Below are 25,177 nucleotides of genomic sequence, written 5' to 3'. Positions count from 1 at the left end.
TTGAGTAAATGTTAAGACCATCGCAGATCAGAGCCCTTCCAACTCCGCCATCAAATCACTCAAGCGATCCACCTTCTCCACGCTGATCTCACTGCCCGCCAGCCCGTCGATGTACTCGGCCAGTTCCGCCACGCTGCTGCACTCGAACATCGCGCGCAGCGGTACGTCCCGTTGCAGGGTTTTCTGCACGCGCGACGCAATCTGTGTGGCCAGCAGCGAATGCCCGCCCAGCTCGAAGAAGTTGTCCTGCACACCGACCCGCTCGACTTTGAGCACTTCGGCCCAGATGACGGCCAGGGTGGTTTCCAGTTCGTTGCGTGGCGCCAGGTAATCCTGGCGGTGCAACTGGCCGATCTCCAGGGCCGGTAGGGCGTTGCGGTCGAGTTTGCCGTTGGCGTTGAGCGGCAGGCGTTCAAGCCATAGCCAATGCAGCGGCACCATGTACTCCGGCAGTTCGGCGCGTAGGCGCTGTTTGATACGGTCCAGGCGCTCGCTGGGGTTGAGCGCGCCATCGGCCGCCACCAGGTAGCCCACCAAGTGCTTGCCGTTGACGCCGTCCTGCACGCCGACGGCGGCGTCGCGCAGGTCGGCTTGTTCGTGCAGACGCGCTTCGATTTCCCCCAGCTCAATCCGGTAGCCGCGAATCTTCACCTGATGGTCGATCCGACCGACATATTCCAACACCCCATCGCTGCGCCGCCGCGCCAGGTCGCCGGTGCGGTACAGGCGTTCGCCCGGCGCGCCAAACGGGTCGGGCACGAAGACCGGCGCAGTACGCAACGGGTCGCCAACATAGCCGCGCCCGACCCCAGTGCCCGCCACGCACAACTCGCCGACGGCGCCTTGGGGCACCAACTCCAGTGCGCCATCGAGCAGGTACAGGCGGTTGTTGTCGGTGGGTGTGCCAATCGGCAGATAAGTGCCACGGGTCGAAGCCAGGTCGACGCGGAAGAACGCCACGTCATCGGAACATTCCGCCGGGCCGTACGCATTCACCAGGCCGATCTCGGGGTAGCGTTGCAGCCACTGGTGCGCCAGTTCAGGCGGCATCGCCTCGCCGGTCGGCAGCATCCAGCGCAGGCCGTCCAGGTGCAGGCGCTCCTGGGCGAGCATGCCCTGAATCAGCGACGGCACGCTCTCCAGCACGCTGATGCCCTGGGCCTGCACATGGGCCAGCAAACCTTGCGGGTCGTGGGCGATGCTGTTCGGCACGATGTCCACCCGCGCGCCAAACAACGGCGCGGCGAGGAATTGCCACACGGAAATATCGAAACTCTGGGAGGCGGTTTGCGCGATCACATCCGCTGCGGTCAGGTCCAGGTACGGCACTTTGCTCAACTGGTTATTAAGCATGCCGCGCTGTTGCACCATCACGCCTTTGGGCAGGCCGGTGGAGCCGGAGGTGTAGATCACATAGGCGAGGTTGTCCGGGCCACTGTAGATACCCGGGTTCTCACCACGGGCCGGCACTTCGTCCCATACCAGCAACTGGCAGTCGACACCGTCCAACAACGCGATGGCCTGTTCCCGACACGCCTCGCTGCACACCAGCAGCGGCGTACGGCTCAGCTCGATAAGGCGGCGCAGACGCTGGCTCGGCAAGCCCGGGTCCAGGGGCAAGTAGCCGGCCCCGGCCTTGAAGCTGCCGATGATCATGCCCAGCAGTTCCAAGTCGCGCTCGGCCAGCAACGCCACCGGTTGATCCAGGCCGACACCCGCCGCGATGAGTGCGTGCCCCAGGCCATTGCTGCGGCGATTCAGTTCCTCGTAACTCCAGTGCCGGTCCAGGCAACTGGCGGCGATACGCTGTGGATGCGCGGCTACCTGGGCTTCGAACAGCTCCACATAGCTGCGCTCCAGCGGGTAGGCGTGTTCGCTCTGGTTGCAGCCGTGCACCAGGAAATCGCGCTCCTGTTCGCCCATCAGCGGCAAGTCGGCCATGTCGCCATGGAAGCCCTGCACCAGCGCCAGCAGCAGGCGTTTGAACTCGGCGAGCAAGCCTTGCACGGTGCTTTCGTCGAAATAGCGTTGGTCGTAGGACAGGTGCAAGCCCAGGTCGTCGCCCGGATAGCACACGGCCGTCAGCGGGAAATTGGTGTGGGTGCGACCGGAATCCGAGGTGGCGTTCAGGCTGTGGGCGCGGTCCAGCACCGTGGTGTCCACCGGGGCGTTTTCGAACACGAACAGGCTGTCGAACAACGGCTGGCCCTTGGGCAGTTCGCTGTGTTCCTGGATGGTCACCAGCGGCAGGTATTCGTACTCGCGCAATTGCATATTGCTGTCGAGCAGGCCGTTCAACCACTGCCGCACGCTGCAGGGCTGGCCGTCCTCGGGCAGTTGCACCCGCAGGGCGATGCTGTTGATAAACAGACCGACCGTGTGTTGCATCTCGGGCATGTCCACCGGACGACCGGCCACGGTCACGCCAAACACCACGTCACGGTCTCCGCTCACCCGACGCAGCACCAGCGCCCAGGCCGCCTGGGCGAAAGTGTTGACGGTCAGTTGATGGGCCTGGGCCAATTCACGCAGCTGTGCGCCGTCGTGCGCATCGAGGCGGGTGTAGCAGTCGCCCACCACCATGCCGCCGCTGTGGCCGGCGTGTTCGCGCAGGAATGGGCGGTCGCTGGGGATCGGCGTGGTGCGTTCGAAGCCTTTCAGGTTCTGTTGCCACCACTGGCGCGCTTCGCTCAGGTTGCGGCGTTGCAGCCAGGCGATGTAGTCGCGATAGCGTGGCGGCGTGGCCAGTTGCGCATCGCGGCCTTCACCCAGCGCCAGGTAGATTTCGAAGAAGTCGTTCATCAGCAACGAACGGCACCAGGCATCAATCAGGATGTGGTGGTTGCTCATCATGAACCAGTAGCGCGCTTCGCCCACGCGAATCAGCCGCAGGTGGAACGGAGCCTGGTTGAGCAGATCGAAACCGGCCTCGCGCTCGGCCTTGAGCAGCGCTTGCAGGCGCGGCTCATGCTCGGCCTCCGGCGCGTGGCGCCAGTCCAGGTACTCGATGGGGGTGCTACCCGGTGCGTGAATCACTTGCAGCATGTCTTCGCCGACGTTCCAGCAGAACGACGCGCGCAAGGCTTCGTGACGGGCGATCACCGCTTGCCAGGCCTGGGCGAAACGCTCGGGGTCCAGCTCGCTGTTGATGCGGTAGCGGTCCTGCATGTAGTACAGGCCGGTACCCGGTTCCAACAAGGTGTGCAGCAGCAGACCTTCCTGCATTGGGGTCAGCGGGTAGACATCTTCGATCACATGGGCGGGCACCGGCAGGCTGTCCAGTTGTGCCTGGGTCAGGCGCGCCAGAGGGAAGTCCGACGGTGTCAGGCCACCGGCCTGGTCGCTGAGGCAGTGTTCGATCAGGCTGTGCAACTCGGCCAGGTAAGCCTCGGCCAATGCGCCGATGGTGCGCGCATCATAGCGTTCGCGGCTGAAGGTCCAGCGCAGCAGCAATTGACCGCCGTAGACCTGGCTGTCCACGCTCAAAGCATTGGGCAGCGGCGCGTCCGGGTCATGGGCCTGGCCGGCCGGCTCATCCAGCGGATGGAACAGCGCATCGGCGCCGAAGCTCTGGTCGAACTGGCCAAGGTAATTGAAGGTGATTTCGGCGCTCGGCAGCGCCGCCATCTGCTGCTTGCAACCGGCGTCCGCCAGGTAGCGCAGCACGCCATAACCCAGGCCCTTGTGGGGCACCGCGCGCAGCTGTTCCTTGATCGCCTTGATCGAATCGCCCTGCCCGTCTTGGGGCGTGAGGCGCAGCGGGTACGCGCTGGTGAACCAGCCGACGCTACGGGTCAGGTCGATATCGTCGAACAGCGGTTCGCGGCCGTGGCCTTCCAATTGGATCAACGCCGAGGCGTGGCCGCTCCAGCGGCACAGTACGCGGGCCAGGGCGGCCAGCAGCAGGTCATTGACCTGGGTGCGGTATGCGCTGGGCGCCTGTTGCAGCAACTGGCGGGTGCGCTCGGCGTCCAGGCGCACGCTGACGCTGTCGGCATCGCGATTGCGCAGCGCGCCATGGGCACGGTCCACCGGCAACGCCACGTCAGGCCCGGCCAACTGCGCTTGCCATACGGCCAGTTCTTCGCGCAGGGATTCGCTGCCGGCATACGCCTGCAGGCGCGCGGCCCAGTCACGCAGCGCGCTGGTCTTGGCCGGCAGGCTGACGGACTGGCCGGCGCTCAACTGGCGGTACACCGTTTGCAAATCTTCGAGCAGCACACGCCACGACACGCCGTCCACCACCAGGTGATGGATCGCGATCAGCAGGCGTTGCTGGCCCTCGGGCCCGTCCACCAGCAGCGCGCGCAGCAGCGGGCCGTGTTGCAGGTCGAGGCTGCGCTGGGTGTCGTTGAACAGCGCGGTGCACTGCGCCATGTCGCGTACCTGGGCCAGCATCAGCACGCCGCCGCGGGGCACGCCCAGGTGTTCGGCGTGCCACTGGGCGTCGCGCCTGCTAAAACTCAGGCGCAGCGCATCGTGCTGTTCCAGCACCGCCAGCAACGCTTGCTCCAGACGGTGCGGGTCGAGCAGTTGTAGCGGCTTGAGCAGCAGCGCCTGGTTCCAGTGCTGACGGTTGGGCATCGGCGTTTCGAAGAACCACTGTTGGATCGGCGTCAGCCCCGAACGGCCGGTGAGCACGCCTTGCTCGGCGCGAATGTGCTCGGTGCGCGTGGCCACGGCGGCCAAGGCCCTCACGGTCTGGTGCTGGAACAGGTCACGCGGGCTGAAATGAATCCCGGCCTGGCGTGCGCGGCTCACCACTTGGATCGACAGGATCGAATCGCCGCCCAGTTCAAAGAAGTTATCGTCCAGGCCCACTTGCTGCACATTCAACACGGCGCACCAGATCGCGGCCAGGCTGCTTTCAAGGGCGTTGCCTGGCGCCACGTAATGTTGGCGGTTGGCCTCCGGGTCGGGTTGCGGTAACGCACGGCGGTCGAGCTTGCCGTTGGCAGTCAGCGGCATGCTGTCGAGCACGATCAGATGCGCGGGCACCATGTAGTCCGGCAGTTGCGCCTTCAGGTGGGCTTTGAGGGCCTCGCGCAGAGGGCCGTGCTCGGCGTCGCTGACCAGGTACGCCACCAGTTGTTTGCCGCTCGGCGCATCCAGCGCCAGCACCACCGCTTCGCGCACCTGGCTGTGTTCCAACAGACGGGTTTCGATTTCCCCCAGCTCGATGCGGAAACCGCGAATCTTCACCTGATGGTCGATTCGCCCCAGGTACTCCACCAGGCCATCGGCGCGCTGGCGCACCAGGTCACCGGTGCGGTACAGACGCCCGCCATCGGCGGCAAACGGGTCGGCCACAAAGCGCTCGGCGGTCATGCCCGGACGTTGATGGTAACCCTGGGCCAGACCGGCCCCGCCAATGTACAACTCGCCGCTCGCGCCCTGGGGCACTAGGGCCAGATCGGCATCCAGAATGTACGCCACGCGCTCACCGACAATGCTGCCGATCGGCACGCTGCCAGCGCCCTCCTCCCACTGCGGCGGCGCCAGGCTGGCCAGGGGCATCACCACGGTTTCGGTGGGGCCGTAGGCGTTGAAAAACAGCGCGGGCTGGAACGCCCCACGGATACGCTGCAAGTGTTCGCCGGTCAGGGCTTCGCCGCCAGTGATGCACATGCGCACCGGCAATGTCTGCCGCTGGGTCGCAAGCCATTGCGCCAACTGGCTGCCGTAGCTCGGGGTAAAGCCCAGCACCGTGACGCCATGGTCGCGTATCAACCCACAGATCTGCTCGGCATCCCATTGCCCCTCAGCCCGCAGCACCACGTGTGCGCCGCTGAGCAACGGCACCAGCAAACGCTCGGTGGCGGCGTCGAAGTTGATCGAATAGAAGTGCAATTCGCAATCGTCGGCGCGCATGCCGAAACGCTCGATCACCGCCTGGCAGTGCATGGCGATTTCACCGTGGGACACCACCACGCCTTTGGGCTTGCCGGTGGAGCCGGAGGTGTAGATCAGATAAGCCTGATGCTGCGCCAGGTTGATGCACGGCGGCGCCTCGGCCGGGTAATGGCCCAGCACCGGCAGGTCATCCTCCAGGCACCAGCAGGCTACCGTGGCCGGCAGTTCGCCGAGGGCTTCGAACATCGCCGCATCGCTGAGCAGCAGGCCGATGCCGCTGTCGTCGATCATGTAGTGCAGGCGATCGAGGGGGTATTCCGGGTCCAGCGGCACATAGGCGCCGCCGGCCTTGAGGATCGCCAGCAGGCCAACCACCATCTCCAAGGACCGGGGCAGTGCCAGGCCGACCCGCACTTGGGGGCCCACGCCACGCTCGCGCAGCATCCAGGCCAGGCGGTTGGCGCGCGCTTCCAGCTCGCGGTAGCTGAGGGTTTCACCGGCAAAGGTCAGCGCCGGGGCGTCGCCACGTTGTAGTGCCTGTTGGCTGAACAGCGGATGCAGGCATTGGTCCAGGCGATGCACACCGGGCTCGGCGCCCAGGCTGCGCTGTAACTGGCGTTGTTCAGCGGCGCTCAGCAACGGCAATTCGCTCAAGCGCTGGTGCGGGTCGGCGATCAGTGCTTCGAGCAGGTTGCGCCAATGCTCGGCCATGCGCGTGATGCGCGGTTCGTCGAACAGATCGGTGCTGTAGGTCAGGCAGCAACCCAGGCGATGGTCGAGGTCGGTGACTTCCAGGTTGAGGTCGAACTTGGTGGCGCGCGCATCGTTGGCCAGGTACTCGACGGTCATGCCGGCCAGTTGGCGGCGCTGTTGGAATTCCCAACGCTGCACGTTGCACATCACCTGGAACAGCGGGTTGTACGCTGCACTGCGCGGCGGTTGCAAAGCTTCGACCAAGTGGTCGAACGGCAGGTCCTGATGGGACTGGCCTTCGATCACGGTGTGACGAACGTGCTCGAACAATTCGTGGACATTCATCTGCCCATCGAGCTGGCAACGCAGCACCTGGGTGTTGAGGAACGCGCCGATCAGCCCCTCGCTTTCCGGGCGGATGCGGTTGGCCACGGGGGCGCCGATGCGCAGGTCGGTCTGGCCGCTGTAGCGGTAGAGCAGCACCGCCAGGGTCGCGGTCATGGTCATGAACAGCGTCAAGCCGCGCTCGGCATTGAACGCCCGCACCCGCGCGGCCAGTTCGTCGCTGAGGTCGAAGCGATACAGCTCGCCCCGATGGCTTTGCACCGGCGGCCGCGGACGGTCGGCGGGCAGTTCCAGCAAGGGGTGTTCGCTGCCCAGTTGCGCGGTCCAATAATCCAATTGGCGCTGACCCTCGCCGCTCTCCAGCCATTGGCGTTGCCACACGCTGTAGTCCAGGTACTGCACCGGCAGCGGTGCCAGCGGCGACTCGCGCTCGTCGATAAACGCTTCGTACAGCGCACTGAGTTCACGGGCAAAAATGTCCATGGCCCAGCCTTCGGTGACGATGTGGTGCAAGGTCAGCACCAGGTAATGCTCCTGCTCGCCGGCCTTGACCAGGCACGCACGCAGCAACGGCCCGGTTTCCAGGTTGAACGGCGTATGGGCTTCGTGATCGGCCAACTGCTGCAGGCGCTGCTGGCGCTCGGCAGCAGCGAGGGCGGACAGGTCCTGCCAGTCCATGCGCACGCCGGTCTGCGCCGAGACCTGCTGACAGGCCACGCCGTCGACGCTGGGGAACGTGGTGCGCAGGGTTTCGTGACGCATGATCAAGGCCTGCAATGCGGCTTCGAAACGCCCCACATCCAGCACCCCGCGCAAGCGCGCCATACCGCCGACGTTATAGGCCGGGCTGTCCGGTTCCATCTGCCAGAGGAACCACATGCGCTGCTGGGAATAGGACAGCGGCACCGGCTGGCGACGGTCGACCCTGGCGATGGCGGTGTGCTGATTGCGCTGACCGGCCGCCTGGATCAGCGCGACCTGTGTGGCAAATGCTTCAAGCTCGCTGGCGTCGAACAGGGTGCGCAACGGCAGCTCGACATCGCAGGCTTGGCGAGTGCGGGAGACGATCTGGGTAGCCAGCAGGGAGTGGCCGCCGAGGGCGAAGAAATCATCGCGCAGGCCCACCTGCGGCACCCCGAGCACCTCGCGCCAGATCGCTGCGATCTGCTGCTGCAACGGCGTCGCGGGCTCCACATGTTCGCGGGTGTGCCACACCGGCTCAGGCAACGCGCGACGGTCGAGTTTGCCGCTGGGGCTCAGGGGCATGGCATCCAGGCGTATCACCTGCGCGGGCACCATGTACTCCGGCAGCTCGGCGGCCAGGGCGGCTTTGACATCGCGTTCATCCAATGGGGTGTGCGCGGTGTAGTAACCGATCAATTGCCCGTCGCGCACCAACACCACGGCCTGGGCGACGCCGTCCAGGGCCAGCAGGCGCGCTTCGATTTCTTCCGGCTCCACGCGGAACCCGCGCAGCTTGACCTGCTGGTCGAGGCGGCCGAGGTATTCCAGCACACCGTCGCGGCTCCAACGCACACGGTCGCCGGTGCGATACAGGCGCGTGCCGGCTTCGCCCAACGGGTCGGCAACGAAGCGTTCGGCGGTCAGCCCGGCACGCCCCAGGTAACCGCGCGCCAGGCCGATGCCGGCGATGCACAACTCACCCGGCACTCCGGCGGGCAATGGGTTGAGGTGCTCGTCGAGCACGCGGCAGATCACATTACCCAGCGGCCGACCAATCGGCGAGCGCTCGCCGTCCTCGGCCTGGCAGTGCCAATGGGTGACGTTGATCGCGGTTTCGGTCGGCCCATAGCGGTTATGCAACTGCACCGCCGGCAACTGCGCCAACACGCGATTACGCAGCTCGGCGGGCAAGGCTTCGCCACCGGAAAACAGGCGGCGCAGGCTGGTGCATTCGGCGGCCAGCGGCTCGTCGATAAACAGCTGCAACAGCGGCGGCACAAAGTGCAGCGTGGTCACGCCGTAGGTCTGCACCAACTGTGCGATGCGGTGGGGGTCACGGTGTTCGCCGGGCCCGGCCAGTACCAGGCGGCAGCCGCTGATCAACGGCCAGAAGCACTCCCATACCGACACGTCAAAACTGATCGGCGCCTTCTGCATCAGCACATCGCTGGCGTCGAGCCGATAGGTGGCCTGCATCCATTGCAAGCGCTCGGCCAGAGCCCCGTGGGTGTTGCCCACGCCTTTGGGCTGGCCGGTGGAGCCGGAGGTGTAGATCACGTAAGCGAGGTTGTCGCCGTGCAGGTGCAGGCCCGGCGGCTGGGTCGGCCAGCTGTCCAGGTGCAGGCTGTCCATCGCGATCACGCACACGCCCTCGGCGCTCGGCACGCGATCGAGCAGTGCGGTCTGGGTCAGCAGCAGGTGCACGCCGCTGTCCTTGAGCATGTAGGCCAGGCGCTCGGCCGGGTAGTCCGGGTCCAGTGGCACGTAGGCGCCGCCGGCCTTGATGATCGCCAGCAGGCCGATCAGCAACTGAGGCGAACGCTCGGCGGCGATGGCCACGCACACGTCCGGGCCGACGCCTTTGTCGCGCAGGTAATGGGCCAGGCGATTGGCCTGGGTATGCAGTTGGGCGAAGCTCAGGCTGCCGCCGTCCCACACCAGCGCGGTAGCGTCCGAGGTGTGCTGGTTGAGGGATTCGGGCAGCCATTGTTGCGCCGGTGCGCAGGGCGCGGCGTTCCATGCCTGCTGTTCATCGTGCGGCAGCAGCGCAAGGTCGCCGAGGGCCATGTGCGGGTGTTCGCACACGCCGTGCAGCAGGTGGATAAAGTGTTCGGCCAGACCCTGGATAGTCGCCGCCTCGAACAGTTCGTCGGCGTAGTCGAACGACAGACTCAGGCGCCCGTTGCGGTCCTCTTCACTGTGCAGTTGCAGGTCGAACTTGGCCTCGCGGCTGTGCCATGGCAACTCGTCGGCGAGCATGCCCGGCAGGCGGCGCAGCGCGCTCAAGTCCCGCTGCTGATGGTTGAACATCACCTGGAACAACCCCTGTTCGCGAGCCTGGGGGAAGGCTTCCAGCAGTTGTTCGAACGGCAGGTCCTGATGGGCCTGGGCGCCCAATGCGGTTTGGCGGGTAGCGGCCAGCAACTCATTGAACGGCAGGCGCCCATCCAGCTCGGCGCCTAGCACCAAGGTGTTGATAAAGAAGCCCACCAGCCCCTGGGTTTCCTGGCGCGGGCGGTTGGCGCTGGGCACGCCGATACGGATATCGCGCTGGCCGCTATAGCGGTAGAGCAAGGTCTGGAAGGCCGCGAGCAGCAACATGAACGGCGTGGATTCATGGGCCTGGGCAGTCTGGCGAAGCGCCTCGCTGAGACTCGCGCTCAAGCGCACGCTATGCCGCGATGCGCTGCGGCGGTGCTGGGCCGCACGCGGGTGATCGGTCGCCAGGCTCAGTACCGGGTGCTCATCGCCCAGTTGCGCCTGCCAGTACGCCAGTTGACGCGAGCCCTCACCGTCGGCCAGCCATTGGCGCTGCCAACTGCCGTAGTCGGCGTAGCTTACGGTCAAAGCTGGCAGCGTCAGGGTTTGGCCTTGAACAGCGGCCGAATACAGGCGCGCGAACTCGTCGAGCAGGATCGACAACGACCAGCCATCGGCGATGATGTGGTGCAGCGTCACCAGCAACTGGTGGTCTTCGTCGTCCAGGCGCACCAGGGTTACCCACAGCAGCGGACCTTTCTCCAGATCGAACACGGTGCGCGCTTCGTCCTCGCGAATCTGCTGCGCGCGGGCTTCACGCTCGGCGGCGGGTAAATCGCTGAGGTCGATCAGTTGCAAGTCGAACGTGACTGCGGCGTCGATGCGCTGATAGGCCTGGCCGTCGCGCTCGTAAAAGCGCGTACGCAGGGCGTCGTGGCGCTGGATCAACTGCGCGAAGCTGGCGCGCACCGCGTCTTCATCCAGTTCGCCGCGCAGGCGCAGGGCGCCGGGGATGGTGTAAGCGCTGCTCTGGGGGTCGAGTTGCCAGGTGATCCACAGGCGATTCTGCGCAAGGGACTGAGGCCGTTCGTCGTGAGCAGACAAGGCGCGGATGGCCCCTTGAGCCACCCCGCCGTCCTGTTGCAGGTGCGCGACCTGTGTGGCGAAACCTTGCAGGGTCGGCGCCTCGAACAACAGGCGCAGGTTCAGCTCCAGGCCCAGGCTTTCACGCAGGCGCGCAATCACCTGGGTGGCGCTGATGGAGTTACCGCCGAGCAAGAAAAAGTGGTCGTCGGCTGCCACGCTCGCGACCTGCAGTTGCTCGCACCAGATCGCGGCGATCTGGCGCTGCAGTTCGGATTCCAAGCTCGCCTCAACGGCCAACACCTGCCGATCGGGGAATTGCGCATAACAATCGAGACTGCCATCGGCATGGCGCAGTGCGCAGGCGGCGCGCTGCACCTTGCCGCTGGAAGTCTTGGGCAAACCGCCGGGGTTGAGCAGCACCACCACACACGGCGCTTCTTGATAGGCCTCGGCCACCGCTTGACGAATCGCTTTGATCAACGCTTCGGGCGGCAGGATTTTCTGCACGCTGCGGCTGATTTCGGCGGCGATGCCGATACCTTCCAGGCCCTGATCACTGACGGCGAACGCCGCCACCCGGCCCTTGCGCACCACTTCCACTTCGCGCTCGATGGTCTGCTCGATGTCCTGGGGATAGAGGTTGTGGCCGCGCACGATCAACAGGTCCTTCAGGCGACCGGTGATGTACACCTCGCCGTCGCGCCGAAAGCCCAGGTCACCGGTGCGCAACCAGGTACGCCCGGCGTGCGACACAAAGGTCTTGGCGGTGGCTTCGGGGTTACGCCAGTAGCCGTGGGCGATGCTCGGCCCGCTGGCCCAGAGTTCGCCGACGTGGTTGTCAGCCAGTTCGCTCAGGCTGTGGGGGTCGACGATCAACACCGCGTGGTCCGGCTGCGCCGTGCCGCAGCTCATGATCGCACTGCCCTGCCCTGGCTCGGCGCGGTTGGCGGCCAGCGCCGCGTCGTCCACCCGCAGCGCCGGGATACCCTGGCCACGACGGCCGCCGGCCACAAACAGCGTGGCTTCGGCCAGGCCGTAGGAGGCGAAAAAGTTGTTGGGGCTGAAGCCGCACACCGCGAATTTGTCGGCGAAGCGCTCCAAGGTGTCGAGGCGGATCGGTTCGGAACCGGAATAGGCCACGCGCCAGCGGCTCAGGTCGAGGCGCTCCAGGGCCGATTCGCTGACCCGCTCACTGCACAAGCGATAGGCAAAGTCCGGACCGCCGCTGATGGTGCCGCCGTATTCACTGATCGCTTCCAGCCAGCGCAACGGCCGACCGAGAAAGTACGCCGGCGACATCAACACACACGGCACGCCGCTGAAAATCGGTTGCAGCAGGCCGCCGATCAAGCCCATGTCGTGGTACAGCGGCAGCCAGCTGACGATCACGTCGTCCGGGTTGAGGTCGATGCCAAAACCACGGCGGATCAGCACTTCGTTGGCCACCAGGTTGCCGTGGCTGACTTGCACGCCTTTGGGCAACGCGGTGGAACCGGAGGTGTATTGCAGAAAGGCGATATCGTCAGCTTGCAGGTCGACCGCGACCCACTGTTCGGCGAGCTGCGCGTCAAGGGTGTCGACGCTCAGCACCGGCGGCGCGTTGTGGAGTTGCGCCAGGCCGTCGCTCAGACTGGCGATAGTCAGCAACAGGCGCGGCTCGGCGTCGCCGATGATCGACAGCAGGCGCTCCTGATGATGGCGACGCGTGGACTCCGGCGGATAGGCCGGCACCGCGATCACCCCGGCGTACAAGCAACCAAAGAACGCTGCGACGTAGTCCGGGCCGCTGGGGAACAACAACACCGCGCGGTCGCCCAAGCTCGCCTGCGCCTGCAACGCTGCTGCGATGGTGCGGGCGCGTTGGTCCAGTTCGCGATAACTGAGCACCACGTTGTGCTCGGCCGACTCGGCGAGAAAACGCAACGCCACCTGATCCGGGGTGTGCGCGGCGCGATGTTGAAGGGACTGGACCAATGTGCGGGGAAGTTCGAAGGCGTCCATCATGGGGTTCCTGCCTGAAATCGGCTTACGGGGAAATCGGAAAAATGGGCTGCGCTCAGCCAGCGGCCAGTTGCCGCGGCGCGCCATTGCGCCAGCGCGTGAGGTGTTCCTCGGCATAGCGCCGCACACAGCGCAGCACCGCGCTTTCGTGCTGCACGATGAAGAAGTGGTGACCGTCGAACAGGTCTAGGGAAAAGCCGCTGGCGGCCTCCAATTGCCAGTCGAGCAATTGGTCGGCGCGCACGCTGTCCTGCTTGCCGCCGAACACATGGATCGGCATGCCCAGGGGCTGGCGCTCGCCATAGCTGAAACTGCCGCACAGCAGAAAATCGGCGCGCAGGATCGGCAGCATCAACTGCATCAATTCGGGGTTGGCCAGGGCCTCCTCGGCGGTGCCCTGCAGTTCGCGCAGACGGGCGATCAGCTGTTCATCAGTCTTTTCAACCGCGTATTCACTGACGTCCCGACGGGCCGGCCCGGCAGTCCCGGATACGAACAGCGCCAGCGGCGCCGGCAGATTGCGGGCGTTCAGCGCGTGGGCCAGTTCAAACGCCAGCAGGCCACCCAGGCTGTGGCCGAACAAGGCGTAGGGGGTGTGCAGGTCGCGGCTGATTTCCTGCGCGAGCTGCGCCGCCAGGGCCTTGATGTCGCGCTGCAAGGGCTCGTCCATACGCATGCCGCGACCGGGCAATTCCAGCGGGCAGACCTGTAGCCAGTCCGGCAACGCACGGCGCCAGCGCACATAGACCATGGCGCTGGCGCCGGAATAAGGCAGGCAATACAGGCGCAATCGGGTCGCTGCACTCATCCCTGGAGTGCTCCGATGTGAGACACGCTGTGTGCACGATAAAAACCCATCTCGTCCTCCTGCGGGTGCTGATCCTTGGCCGCTGCGGGAACGGACCTGTCACCCATGAGAACGGACGGCCTCGGCAAATAATTAGTCGCCGGGGCAGCGCGTGAGGCACTTCACATCAAAGTGAAAAGCATAAGATTAGTTCGTCTTCTCATTTGACAATCATTATCATTCATCCTAATTTGTTGCCCGATGTGTAGGAGGCCTCAGCAAGGAAGCCCTCCCCTAACCTCTTTTGCGACAAGGTGATTTCCATGACGGAACCAGTAACCACAGGCAGGTGCGATTCACCTCTTCTTCAGGCGTTCGTCGACAATCGAACGATTCTGGTGAAGATCGCGGCACGCATTACCGGCTGCCGCTCGCGGGCCGAAGACGTCGTTCAGGATGCGTTCTTTCGCCTGCAATCGGCGCCGACTATCACCTCCTCGTTCAAAGCCCAGCTCAGTTACCTGTTCCAGATCGTGCGCAACCTGGCGATCGATCACTACCGCAAGCAGGCCCTTGAACTGAAATACTCCGGTACGGAAGAGGAAGGCTTGAATGTGGTGATTCACGGTGCTTCACCGGAAACCTCCCACATCAATTTCAATACCCTGGAAACCATCGCCGAGGCCTTGACCCAACTGCCCCAGCGCACCCGCTATGCGTTCGAGATGTATCGCTTGCATGGCGTGCCACAAAAGGACATCGCCAAGGAGCTGGGCGTCTCGCCGACCCTGGTGAACTTTATGATTCGCGACGCGCTGGTGCACTGCCGCAAGGTCTCGGGCAGCCACAGCGATACGTTTGCGCGGCGGGTGTAAAACCCTCGATCAAGGCACCGGCATCACATCGATGCGGTAAGGCTCGAAAATCTTCAGCATTTCGCCGTTATCGCGCAGGCGTTTGAGCAGCGCGGCAAACGCTGGGCCTGTGATCGGCGCTTTGGGACGCAGCAGCGCGTAGTGGTGGTAGATCTGGTCGATACGCTCCGAGACCAGGAACTGCGTGGCGGTGTCGGCATTGCGTACCATGAAATCGCTGAGGTAAGAGCGGGTCACCAGCGCAATATCGGCGCGCCCGCGGGCGACCATCAGTAGGTTGCTGTCGTGGGAATAGGTCAAGGTCGCGTTGAAGCGTTCGGCCATGAGCTTGGGGTCGGGGTCGAAGTTGGCGAAGGCGTAGTGATAACCGCTGAACACCGCCAGACGCTTGCCGCCAAGGTCAGCGAAATAGCTTTGGTCGCGTCCGGGCGCACGTTGAGCGACAAAGATTTCCGCGTCTTCCAAGCCCATATCGACGCTGGTATGGGGAATCTTCTGCCAGCCCCAGTCGGGGTTTTCGAAGATCGCCATGTCGACCCGGCCCTGGTCGAAATCGCGGAAACGCCGGGGAATCGAAGTGGGCACCAGCACGAACTGGTACTCGGTCTGCTCGGCGTTCAACGCCTCCACCAACTGCGGCAGCAACCCGGTATCGGCCCCCTGCTCAGGTCGCACGGTGTACGGCGGAAAATGCGCCGCGCCGATGCGCACCAATTGCGCAGCTGAAGCAGGCAGCCACGCGGCGGTGCCCAGTGCCCATAAAGTAACTCCTGCAGCCAACCGCCATGGCGATAACATCGAGGCACACACCGTTCATCACTCTGATGGCAATAAGCTAGGCGTTTTTGCCTGGGGAGACAACTTTCTACCGGCAAATTAATAGCTTGCGCCTCAGTCCTCTTTCAGAACCATTAGCAATGCTTCTTCCGCCAGTTGTTCGAGAGTCAGGCTGCCGCCCTCGGCACGGAACCAGGTGGTGGTCCAGGACAGCGCGCCGGTCAGAAAGCGCCGGGTGATAAATACATCGCCGCGGATGTAGCCCGCCGCTTTGGCTTCATTCAACACCTGCAACCAAATCTGCTCATACACGTCACGCAACGCCAGCACCTGGGCCTGCCCCTCGGCCGACAGCGAGCGCCATTCATACACCAGCACCGCCATGGCTTCGCCGCTGCCGCCCATGATCGACTGCAATTCGCAGCGGATCAGCGCCAGCACGCGCTCGCGCACGCTGCTCGCCGCTTGCAGCGAAGCACGCATCAGCGCGGTGTTGTAGTGGATGGTTTCTTCCATTACGGCCCGCAGGATCTCGTCCTTGCTCTTGAAGTGATGAAAGATGCTGCCGGACTGGATGCCCACGGCGCCGGCCAGATCGCGCACGGTGGTGCGCTCGAAACCTTTGTTGCGAAACAGGTGAGCCGCCGTCTGCAGCAACTTGCCCCGGGCACTGTCGGGGTCGGTCAATTGGCCGCCGTCGACCATGGTGCGCATTACCTGCAAGGCTTTTTGCTCATCCATGCTTCTCTCCTCTACTGCCAGAACGTGTTGGCCGGCAATTTAGGCCGTGCCAGCCACCCAAGCAAGCGCTTGGGTAAAACTTGTCGACGGCGTTTACAAACCAAGCGCTTGCTTGGTAGTCTCGGCCACAGCCATTCGAGGAAGGATTTCTCATGAGCAAGACGGTTCGTATCGGCTGCGCCAGCGCCTTTTGGGGCGACACCTGCACCGCCGCCGCGCAGTTGGTGCACGGCGGTGCCCTGGACTACCTGGTGTTCGACTACCTGGCGGAGGTGACGATGTCGATCCTCGCCGGCGCGCGCATGAAGGATCCCAAGGCCGGTTACGCCACGGACTTCGTCGAGGTGCTCACGCCGTTGCTGGCCGATCTCCAGCGCCAGGGAATCCGGGTGATCAGCAACGCCGGCGGCATCCACCCCCAGGCCTGCGCCGCCGCCCTGCAAGCGGCTTGCGACCATGCCCAAGTGCCCTTGAAAATCGCCGTGCTGCTGGGCGATGACCTGCAACCCCAGCTGAAAAATCTGCACGGCATCACCGATATGTTCGACGGCACGCCACTGCCGCCGGTATGCGTATCGGCCAACGCCTACCTCGGCGCGCCGGGCATCGCCCAAGCCCTCGCCCTCGGAGCGGATATCGTCATCACCGGTCGGGTGGTCGACAGCGCCGTGGTCAGCGCGGCGCTGGTGCATGAATTCGGCTGGTCGTGGCACGATTACGACCGCCTCGCCCAGGCCGCCCTGGCCGGGCACATCATCGAATGCGGCGCGCAGTGTACCGGCGGCAACTTCACCGACTGGCGCGACGTGCCCGATTACGAACATATCGGTTTCCCCATCGTTGAGGTCAGCGCCGACGGCCAGTTCACCGTAAACAAAGTCGACGGCAGCGGTGGCTTGATCAGCGAACTGAGTGTGGCCGAACAACTGCTGTATGAAATCGGCGACCCGCGCGCGTATGTGCTGCCGGATGTGATCTGCGATTTCAGCCAGGTCAAATTGCAGCAACAAGGCAAGCACCAGGTGCGCCTGCACGGCGCCAAAGGCTTGCCCCCGACCGACCGCTACAAGGTCAGCGCCACCTACCCGGATGGTTTTCGCTGCACCGCCAGTTGCCTGATCGCCGGGATCGACGCGGTGGCCAAAGCCGAGCGGGTCAGCCAGGCGATCATCGGCAAGACCGCCGAGTTGTTCAGCCAGCTCGGCTGGGCGCCCTTCACCGACGTGAACATCGAACTGCTGGGCAGCGAAGCGACCTACGGCCCCCACGGGCAGCGCCATGACACCCGCGAAGTAGTGGTCAAACTGGCGGTGCGCCACCCAAGCAAACAGGCGCTGGTGCTGTTCGCCCGCGAGATCGCCCAAGCGGCGACCGGCATGGCGCCGGGGCTCACCGGCATCGTCGGCGGGCGGCCGACGGTATACCCGCTGATCCGCCTGTTTTCGTTTCTGATCGACAAATCGGCCTGTGACCTGAGTATCCACTGGCAGGGCGAACGACATACCTGCGCCCTGCCCGCTGCCCAGGCACTGGTGACACCGGCGGCACCGATCGACCCACCCAAACCCACAGGCCGCGCCGACGCCAGCGTCGCCCTGGTGAAACTGGCGGTGGCGCGCGCCGGCGACAAGGGCAACCACAGCAATATCGGTGTGATCGCCCGCGCGCCCGAGTACCTGCCCTGGATCGCCGAAACGCTGACCCCAGAAGTGGTCGTCGACTGGATGCGCCATGTGCTCGACCCCGTGCATGGTCGCGTCGAGCGGTGGTACTTGCCCGGCAGTCACAGCCTGAATTTCCTGCTGGAAAACGCCCTGGGCGGTGGCGGCATCGCCAGCCTGCGCATCGACCCCCAGGGCAAGGCTTTCGCCCAGCAACTGCTGGAAATCCCCATCGCCGTGCCGCAGCACATCGCCGATCAACTCAACTGACAGGAGCCTGGCCGTGGCCTTCGACTCGATCTTCAAAGCCGAGCTGTTCAAGGGGCACACCGTGGTGGTCACCGGTGGCGGCAGCGGCATCGGCCGTTGCACCGCCCATGAACTGGCGGCCCTCGGTGCCCGCGTGATCCTGGTGGGGCGCAAGCCGGAAAAACTCCACGCGGTCGCGGCGCAAATTGCCGAAGACGGCGGCAGCGCCCATGGCTACGCCTGCGATATTCGCGATGAAGTGGCGGTCAAAGCGCTGGTCGGCCAAATCATTGCAGAACACGGCGCAATCCACGGCTTGGTCAACAACGCTGGCGGCCAGTACCCCTCGCCCTTGGCGTCAATCAATCAGAAAGGCTTCGAAACCGTGCTGCGGACCAACCTGGTCGGCGGTTTTTTGATGGCACGAGAGGTGTTCAACCAGTGCATGAGCACCCACGGCGGCGCCATCGTCAACATGCTGGCCGACATGTGGGGCGGCATGCCCGGCATGGGCCACTCAGGGGCGGCGCGCGCCGGTATGGATAACTTCACCAAGACTGCCGCATTCGAATGGGGTTACGCCGGGGTTCGGGTTAACGCCGTGGCGCCGGGTTGGATCGCCTCCAGCGGCATGGACACCTACGAAGGCGCGTTCAAGGCCGTGATCCCCACCTTGCGCGAACATGTGCCGCTCAAGCGCATCGGCACCGAGTCGGAAGTCAGCGCGGCGATCGTGTTCATGCTCAGCCCCGCCGCCGCGTTCATCAGCGGCAGCACCCTGCGCATCGATGGCGCCGCCAGCCTTGGCAACCGGGCCTGGCCGCTGCATAAAGCGGCCGTGCCGAGCGCGCCGTTCAATGGTTTTCACCGCGCGTATCTGCCCGATGTGCTCAAGGCGCAGGACTGACGCCATGCCGACAATAATCAGCCAGATCGACCCGCACAGCCCGGCGTTCGCCCAGAACCGCGCAGCGCTGCTCGCCAGCATCGAGCACCTGCGCCAGCTGGAAAATGCCCTGCTCGACAAGGCTCAAGCAGCCAAGGCCAAGTTCGAGCAGCGTGGCCAGTTGCTGCCGCGCGAGCGCCTCAGTGCGTTGCTGGACCCAGGCGCGCCGTTCCTGGAACTGGCCAGCCTGGCCGGCTACAAGCTGCACGATGACAAGGACGGTAGCGCCGCCGGCGGTGGCTTGATCGCCGGCATCGGTTACGTCAGCGGTGTGCGGGTGCTGGTGGTGGCCAATAACAGTGCGATCAAGGGCGGCACCATTTCCCCTTCGGGCTTGAAGAAATCCCTGCGCCTGCAACAGATCGCCATGGAGAACAAACTGCCGGTGGTGACCCTGGCCGAGAGCGGCGGCGCCAACCTCAACTACGCCGCCGAGATTTTCGTTGAAGGCGCACGCAGCTTTGCCAACCAGGCGCGCATGTCGGCCATGGGCTTGCCGCAGATCACCGTGGTGCACGGCTCGGCCACGGCCGGCGGCGCCTACCAGCCTGGGTTGTCGGATTACGTGGTGGTGGTGCGCGGCAAGGCCAAACTGTTCCTGGCCGGGCCGCCGCTGCTCAAGGCCGCCACTGGTGAAGTGGCCACGGACGAGGAATTAGGCGGTGCCCAGATGCACGCGCACGTAGCCGGCACCGCCGAATACCTGGCGGAAAACGATGCCGACGGCCTGCGCATCGTGCGTGAGATCGTCAGCCTGTTGCCGTGGAACGCTCAGCTGCCGCCGACGCCGCCGCGTGCCTTCGCCGAGCCGCTGTACCCCATCGACGAGTTGCTCGGGCTGATCCCCGCTGACGCCAAAAAACCCTACGACGTACGCGAAATCCTCGCGCGTCTGGCCGACGGCTCGCAGTTCCTCGAATTCAAAAGCGAGTTCGACCCGCACACGGTGTGCGGCCACTTGCATATTCACGGCCACGCGGTGGGAGTGATCGGCAATAACGGCCCGATTACGCCCAAGGGCGCGAGCAAGGCCGCGCAGTTTATCCAACTGTGCGACCAGAGCCGCACGGCGCTGCTGTTTCTGCACAACACCACCGGGTTTATGGTCGGCACCGAGTCGGAGCAGCAAGGGGTGATCAAGCACGGTGCGAAGATGATCCAGGCGGTGGCCAACGCACGGGTGCCTAAACTCACGGTGGTGGTCGGCGGTTCCTATGGCGCCGGCAACTATGCAATGTGCGGTCGCGGCTTGGACCCGCGCTTTATCTTCGCCTGGCCCAATAGCCGCACCGCCGTGATGGGGGGCGCGCAGGCGGGCAAGGTGCTGCGTATCGTCACCGAGGCCAAGCAGTTGAAGGACGGCCTGGTGCCCGACCCAAAGGTGCTGGACATGCTGGAGCAGGTCACCGCACAGAAACTCGACAGCCAATCCACCGCGCTCTACGGCAGCGCCAATGTGTGGGATGACGGCCTGATCGATCCACGGGATACCCGCACCGTGCTGGGGTTTGTGCTGGATATCTGCCATGAGGCCGAGGCTCGACAGCTACAGCCGAACAGCTTCGGTGTGGCGCGTTTCTAACAGGAGAACAATAAAAATGATCTTCACCCAGGAACATCAGGAACTGCGCCGCACCGTGCGCGCCTTCGTCGACCGCGAGATCAACCCCCATGTGGACGAATGGGAGAAAGCCGGGCGTTTTCCCATCCACGAGGTTTTCCGCAAGGCCGGCGACCTCGGCCTGCTGGGCATTTCCAAACCGGAACGCTTCGGCGGCATGGGCCTGGACTACAGCTACTCGATTGTGGCCGCTGAAGAGTTCGGCACCATCCGTTGCGGCGGCATCCCCATGGCCATCGGCGTGCAGACCGATATGTGCACCCCCGCCCTCGCCCGCTTCGGTTCCGACGAGCTGCGCGACGAATTCCTGCGCCCGGCCATCAGCGGCGAACAGGTCGGCTGCATCGGCGTCTCGGAAACCGGCGCCGGTTCCGATGTGGCCGGGCTCAAGACCCACGCGCGCAAGGATGGCGGCGATTACGTGATCAACGGCAGCAAAATGTGGATCACCAACTCCCCCAGCGCCGATTTTATCTGCCTGCTGGCCAACACCTCCGACGACAAACCGCACATCAACAAGTCGCTGATCATGGTGCCGATGAACACCCCCGGCGTGAGCCTCAGCCCGCCCCTGGAAAAACTCGGCATGCACAGCTCCGAGACGGCCCAGGTGTTCTTCGACAACGTGCGCGTGCCGCAACGCAACCGCATTGGTCAGGAGGGTGCGGGCTTCATGATGCAAATGCTGCAATTCCAGGAAGAACGCCTGTTTGGCGCGGCCAATATGATCAAGGGCCTGGAATACTGCATCGACAGCACCATCGCCTACTGCAAGGAACGCCACACCTTCGGCAAAGCACTGATCGACAACCAGGTGATCCACTTTCGCCTGGCGGAACTGGCCACCGAAATCGAATGCCTGCGCGCACTGGTGTACCAGGCCACCGAGCAGTACATCAAAGGCCAGGACGTGACGCGGCTGGCCTCCATGGCCAAGCTCAAGGCCGGGCGCCTGGGCCGCGAAGTCAGCGACAGTTGCCTGCAATACTGGGGTGGCATGGGCTTTATGTGGGACAACCCGGTGGCGCGGGCGTATCGCGATGTGCGCTTGGTGTCGATTGGCGGCGGCGCCGACGAAATCATGCTGGGCATCATCTGCAAACTGATGGGCACCTTGCCGGGGAAAAAGCCATGAACACCCTGTTGCTGGAAGCCCACAACGGTGTGCTGCACATCACCCTCAACCGCCCACAAAGCCGCAACGCCATGAGCCTGGAGATGGTCAACGAACTGCGCACGGTGCTGGCGCAGCTCGACAGCCAGGTGCGTGCCGTGGTGATCAGCGGCGCGGGCGGGCACTTTTGCGCAGGGGCCGACGTGAAGGATCTGGTCAGTGCGGGCGATCAATTGCAGGCGCTGAACCGCGCATTCGGCACCTTGCTGCAAGAGGTGCAAGCCACACCACGCGTGGTGATCGTGGTGCTGCAAGGCGCCGTGCTGGGCGGCGGGTTCGGCCTGGCCTGCGTAAGCGACATTGCGATTGCCGATCACCAGGCACAGTTCGGTTTGCCGGAGACCAGCCTGGGGGTACTGCCGGCACAGATCGCACCGTTTGTGGTCAAGCGCATCGGCCTGACCCAGGCGCGGCGGCTGGCGCTGACCGCCGCACGCTTCGATGGCGTCCAAGCGCAACGCTTGGGCCTGGTGCATTTTGTCGAGCGCGACCCCCAGGCCCTGGCCGAGCGTGTGGATGAGGTGCTGGGCCAGGTCTTGCAGTGCGCGCCGGGGGCCAATGCACGAACCAAAGCCTTGTTGCTGGCCAGCGTCGATCAGCCGTTGGAGCCGTTGCTGGATCAAGCGGCGCAGTGGTTTGCCGAGGCGGTGGCCAGTGCAGAAGGGATTGAGGGGACACAGGCTTTTGTACACAAGCGCAAGCCTGGTTGGTGCAAATGACGCCAGCCCCGGGGACTGGTTCCAAATGTGGGAGGGGGCTCGCCCCCGATAAGGCCAGACCAAACAGCGCATAACCAAGGGACCTTCCAATGCCCACATTCAGCAAAATCCTGATCGCCAATCGCGGCGAGATCGCCTGTCGCATCCAGCGCACGGCCCAGGCCCTGGGCTATCGCACCGTGGCGGTATACAGCGACGCCGACGCCGACGCCCTGCATGTGCAGATGGCCGACGAAGCCGTGCACATCGGCCCCGCTGCGGTGCAGCTGTCCTACCTCAATATCCCGGCGATCCTCGATGCCGCGCATAAAACCGGCGCTGACGCGGTGCACCCCGGCTACGGCTTTCTCTCGGAAAACCCCGATTTCGCCCGCGCCTGCCAACACGCCGGGCTCACCTTTATCGGCCCCAGCGCCGAAGCGATCGAGCTGATGGGCAGCAAACGCCTATCCAAGCTGGCCATGCTGGAGGCCGGCGTGCCGTGCATTGCGGGCTATCAAGGCGCCGATCAGGATGACGCCACCCTGCAACGCCACGCCGAACGCATCGGCTACCCGTTGATGATCAAGGCCAGTGCCGGCGGCGGTGGGCGTGGCATGCGCCTGGTTCATCAACAGGATCAGCTGCTGGCGCAATTGCGTACGGCGCGCTCCGAAGCGCTCAACGCCTTCGGCAGCGCCGAGCTGATTCTGGAACAAGCGCTGATTGAGCCGCGCCATGTCGAAATCCAAGTGTTCGGCGACCGTCACGGCCAGCTGATATACCTGGGCGAGCGCGACTGCTCGGTGCAACGCCGCCATCAGAAAATCATCGAAGAAGCGCCCTGCCCAGTGATGACGCCCGACCTGCGCCAGGCCATGGGCGAGGCCGCGCTCAAGGCTGGGCGCGCGGTGAACTACGTGGGTGCCGGCACCGTGGAGTTTCTGCTCGACCGCGACGGGCGCTTTTACTTCCTGGAAATGAACACTCGCCTGCAAGTCGAGCACCCGGTCACCGAGCTGATCACCGGGCTCGACCTGGTGGCCTGGCAACTGCAGGTCGCCGCCGGCCAGCCACTGCCCCTGACCCAGGCCGACGTGACCCTGACCGGGCATGCCATGGAAGTGCGCTTGTACGCTGAAGACCCGGCCCAGGGCTTCCTGCCGCAGACCGGCGACGTGCTGCGCTGGCAACCGGCCGCCGCTGTACGGGTTGACCACGGCGTGCTGGAAGGCCAGCGCATCAGCCCGTTCTATGACGCGATGCTGGGCAAGATCATCGCCCACGGCGCCACCCGCGAAGAAGCGCGGCGCAAACTGCTGCGTGCGGTGCAAGACACGCTGCTGCTGGGGGTGACCAGCAATCAACGGCTACTGGCCGAGGTGCTTGAACATCCGGACTTTGTACGCGGGGACTTCAGCACTGGGTTTATCCCTCGTTATTTCAATGCGATCGCCCCCTACCCGGCCACTGACGAACAATTAGCCGTCGCCGCCGCACTGTTCTACCAGCACAGTGCCGCGCGGCATCGTCCCGGTTTGTCCGGGTGGTGCAACAACGCCAGCGCAGCCAGGAGTTATCGCTTGCTGGTCAACGACAAGGTGCAGGGGATCAGCGTCAGTGTGTCGGCCGATAACGCCCTTTGCATCAACGGCATCGATATCCGGCCGCTCGGGCTCGACGACCGCCACTTCACCCTGGTCATCGATGGCATTCGTCGCCGCCTCGCCTATCACCTCGATGGCAGCCGGTTGTGGCTGCCGGGGCTGACGGTGGTCGACGTGACCCAGCAGGTTGCCCAGCGCCAGGACGACGCCGGCAGCGGTACGCTCAAGGCGCCAATGGACGGGGCAATCGTCGACGTGTGCGTGGGCGTCGGTGACCGTGTGCGCAAAGGCCAACTGCTGCTGGTGCTGGAGGCCATGAAGATGGAGCATCCGCTCAAGGCCGGGGTTGAGGGCGTGGTCAAGGGCATACAGGTGATGACGGGCGATCAGGTTCGCAATCGCCAGATTCTGCTGGAGATCGAATAAACCCTGGCTCTCCTGGAAAAAACAGCGCGGAACTACAGGGGCCGTCTACGCTCTATCCCCCAGGACGGGAAGAGTACGGGAACCTGCACCATGCCTCATTGGCTGATTATTGACCTTGAAGCCACGACGGATGAAGGCGGCTGGCCCGTGACGGAGATGGAAGTCATCGAGATCGGCGCGAGCCTGGTCAACCGCCAGGGCCGCGAAGTGGATCATTTCCAGCGCTTTGTGCGCCCACAGCGCCGCCCGTTACTGACGCCGTTCTGCCGCCAGCTCACCCATATCACCCAGGCCAATATCGACGCGGCGACGCCGCTGAACGAGGTGTGGCCACTGTTCGAACGCTGGCTGGGCCAGCATCGGACGCGCCTGGAAGGCTGGGCCAGTTGGGGCGACTACGACCGCCAGCAACTGGAACTGGAGTGGCAGCGCCATGGCCTGGACAGCGCCCTGGCCCACACGCCCCATATCAACCTCAAGCAGCGCTTCGCCAAGGCCCGACGCCTGGACAAGCCGCTGGGGCTCAACGGCGCGCTGCAGCTGGCGGGGATGCAGTTCCATGGCCAACAGCACCGGGCACTCGAAGACGCGCGCAACACCGCCCGCCTATTGCCGCTGATTTTGCCGGTCTAGGCAGCCTCGCAAGGCTTGGGCATACTGGCCAACCTTTTCCATAACGCTGCCCTCGCTTCGA

Annotated in this window: 12 protein-coding genes; 8 read left to right on the top strand and 4 right to left on the bottom strand. The window is 64.6% G+C overall.

Features of this window, described 5'->3' with window-relative positions; all coding sequences use genetic code 11:
* Nucleotides 1–27 precede the first annotated feature (27 nt).
* Nucleotides 28–12,924 carry a non-ribosomal peptide synthetase gene (locus QRN41_RS05615; RefSeq protein WP_285421296.1) on the bottom strand — a complete coding sequence of 4,299 codons (12,897 nt, stop codon included), beginning with the start codon at nucleotides 12,922–12,924 and terminating at the stop codon, nucleotides 28–30.
* A 52-nt stretch (nucleotides 12,925–12,976) separates the two neighbouring features.
* On the bottom strand, nucleotides 12,977–13,729 hold the full coding sequence (locus QRN41_RS05610; protein WP_094064918.1) for a thioesterase II family protein: 753 nt from the start codon (nucleotides 13,727–13,729) through the stop codon (nucleotides 12,977–12,979).
* 302 nt (nucleotides 13,730–14,031) lie between these two features.
* On the opposite strand from QRN41_RS05610, the gene QRN41_RS05605 reads away from it, so the two are divergent.
* Nucleotides 14,032–14,583, top strand: coding sequence for an RNA polymerase factor sigma-70 (locus QRN41_RS05605; protein ID WP_034138813.1), 552 nt, complete (start codon nucleotides 14,032–14,034; stop codon nucleotides 14,581–14,583).
* Between the two features lie 9 nt (nucleotides 14,584–14,592).
* Here QRN41_RS05605 and QRN41_RS05600 read toward each other — a convergent pair whose 3' ends face one another.
* Together QRN41_RS05600 and QRN41_RS05595 are read right to left on the bottom strand one after the other, a co-directional pair.
* Entirely contained in the window at nucleotides 14,593–15,381 is a 789-nt protein-coding gene (locus QRN41_RS05600) for a substrate-binding periplasmic protein (RefSeq protein ID WP_094064919.1), read from the bottom strand.
* Nucleotides 15,382–15,474: 93 nt separating this feature from the next.
* On the bottom strand, nucleotides 15,475–16,101 hold the full coding sequence (locus QRN41_RS05595) for a TetR/AcrR family transcriptional regulator (protein ID WP_034099426.1): 627 nt from the start codon (nucleotides 16,099–16,101) through the stop codon (nucleotides 15,475–15,477).
* A 152-nt stretch (nucleotides 16,102–16,253) separates the two neighbouring features.
* Here QRN41_RS05595 and QRN41_RS05590 point away from each other — a divergent pair, with 152 nt between their 5' ends.
* The 7 genes from QRN41_RS05590 (at nucleotide 16,254) to QRN41_RS05560 (ending at nucleotide 25,116) form a co-directional block, all read left to right on the top strand.
* Nucleotides 16,254–18,032 carry an acyclic terpene utilization AtuA family protein gene (locus QRN41_RS05590; protein WP_285421295.1) on the top strand — a complete coding sequence of 593 codons (1,779 nt, stop codon included), beginning with the start codon at nucleotides 16,254–16,256 and terminating at the stop codon, nucleotides 18,030–18,032.
* 13 nt (nucleotides 18,033–18,045) lie between these two features.
* Nucleotides 18,046–18,918: an SDR family oxidoreductase gene (locus QRN41_RS05585; RefSeq protein WP_285421294.1), complete on the top strand. Its 873-nt coding sequence runs from the start codon at nucleotides 18,046–18,048 to the stop codon at nucleotides 18,916–18,918.
* A 4-nt stretch (nucleotides 18,919–18,922) separates the two neighbouring features.
* Nucleotides 18,923–20,539 carry an acyl-CoA carboxylase subunit beta gene (locus QRN41_RS05580; RefSeq protein WP_285421293.1) on the top strand — a complete coding sequence of 539 codons (1,617 nt, stop codon included), beginning with the start codon at nucleotides 18,923–18,925 and terminating at the stop codon, nucleotides 20,537–20,539.
* Between the two features lie 16 nt (nucleotides 20,540–20,555).
* Nucleotides 20,556–21,713: a citronellyl-CoA dehydrogenase gene (gene atuD / locus QRN41_RS05575; protein ID WP_034138818.1), complete on the top strand. Its 1,158-nt coding sequence runs from the start codon at nucleotides 20,556–20,558 to the stop codon at nucleotides 21,711–21,713.
* Nucleotides 21,710–22,471, top strand: a complete 762-nt coding sequence (locus QRN41_RS05570) for an enoyl-CoA hydratase/isomerase family protein (RefSeq protein ID WP_123478916.1) — start codon at nucleotides 21,710–21,712, stop codon at nucleotides 22,469–22,471. The genes atuD and QRN41_RS05570 overlap by 4 nt, the downstream gene beginning before the upstream one ends.
* Before the next feature lie 89 nt (nucleotides 22,472–22,560).
* Nucleotides 22,561–24,483, top strand: a complete 1,923-nt coding sequence (locus tag QRN41_RS05565) for an acetyl/propionyl/methylcrotonyl-CoA carboxylase subunit alpha (RefSeq protein WP_285421292.1) — start codon at nucleotides 22,561–22,563, stop codon at nucleotides 24,481–24,483.
* Between the two features lie 90 nt (nucleotides 24,484–24,573).
* The gene (locus QRN41_RS05560) at nucleotides 24,574–25,116 is read left to right on the top strand and encodes a 3'-5' exonuclease (RefSeq protein WP_034099435.1); all 543 of its coding nucleotides are present in this window, start codon (nucleotides 24,574–24,576) and stop codon (nucleotides 25,114–25,116) included.
* Nucleotides 25,117–25,177 lie beyond the last annotated feature (61 nt).

It is taken from the genome of Pseudomonas sp. efr-133-TYG-23, from assembly GCF_030209215.1.
Lineage (GTDB): Bacteria > Pseudomonadota > Gammaproteobacteria > Pseudomonadales > Pseudomonadaceae > Aquipseudomonas > Aquipseudomonas rhodesiae.
This window is presented reverse-complemented; position numbering and strand designations above follow the sequence as displayed.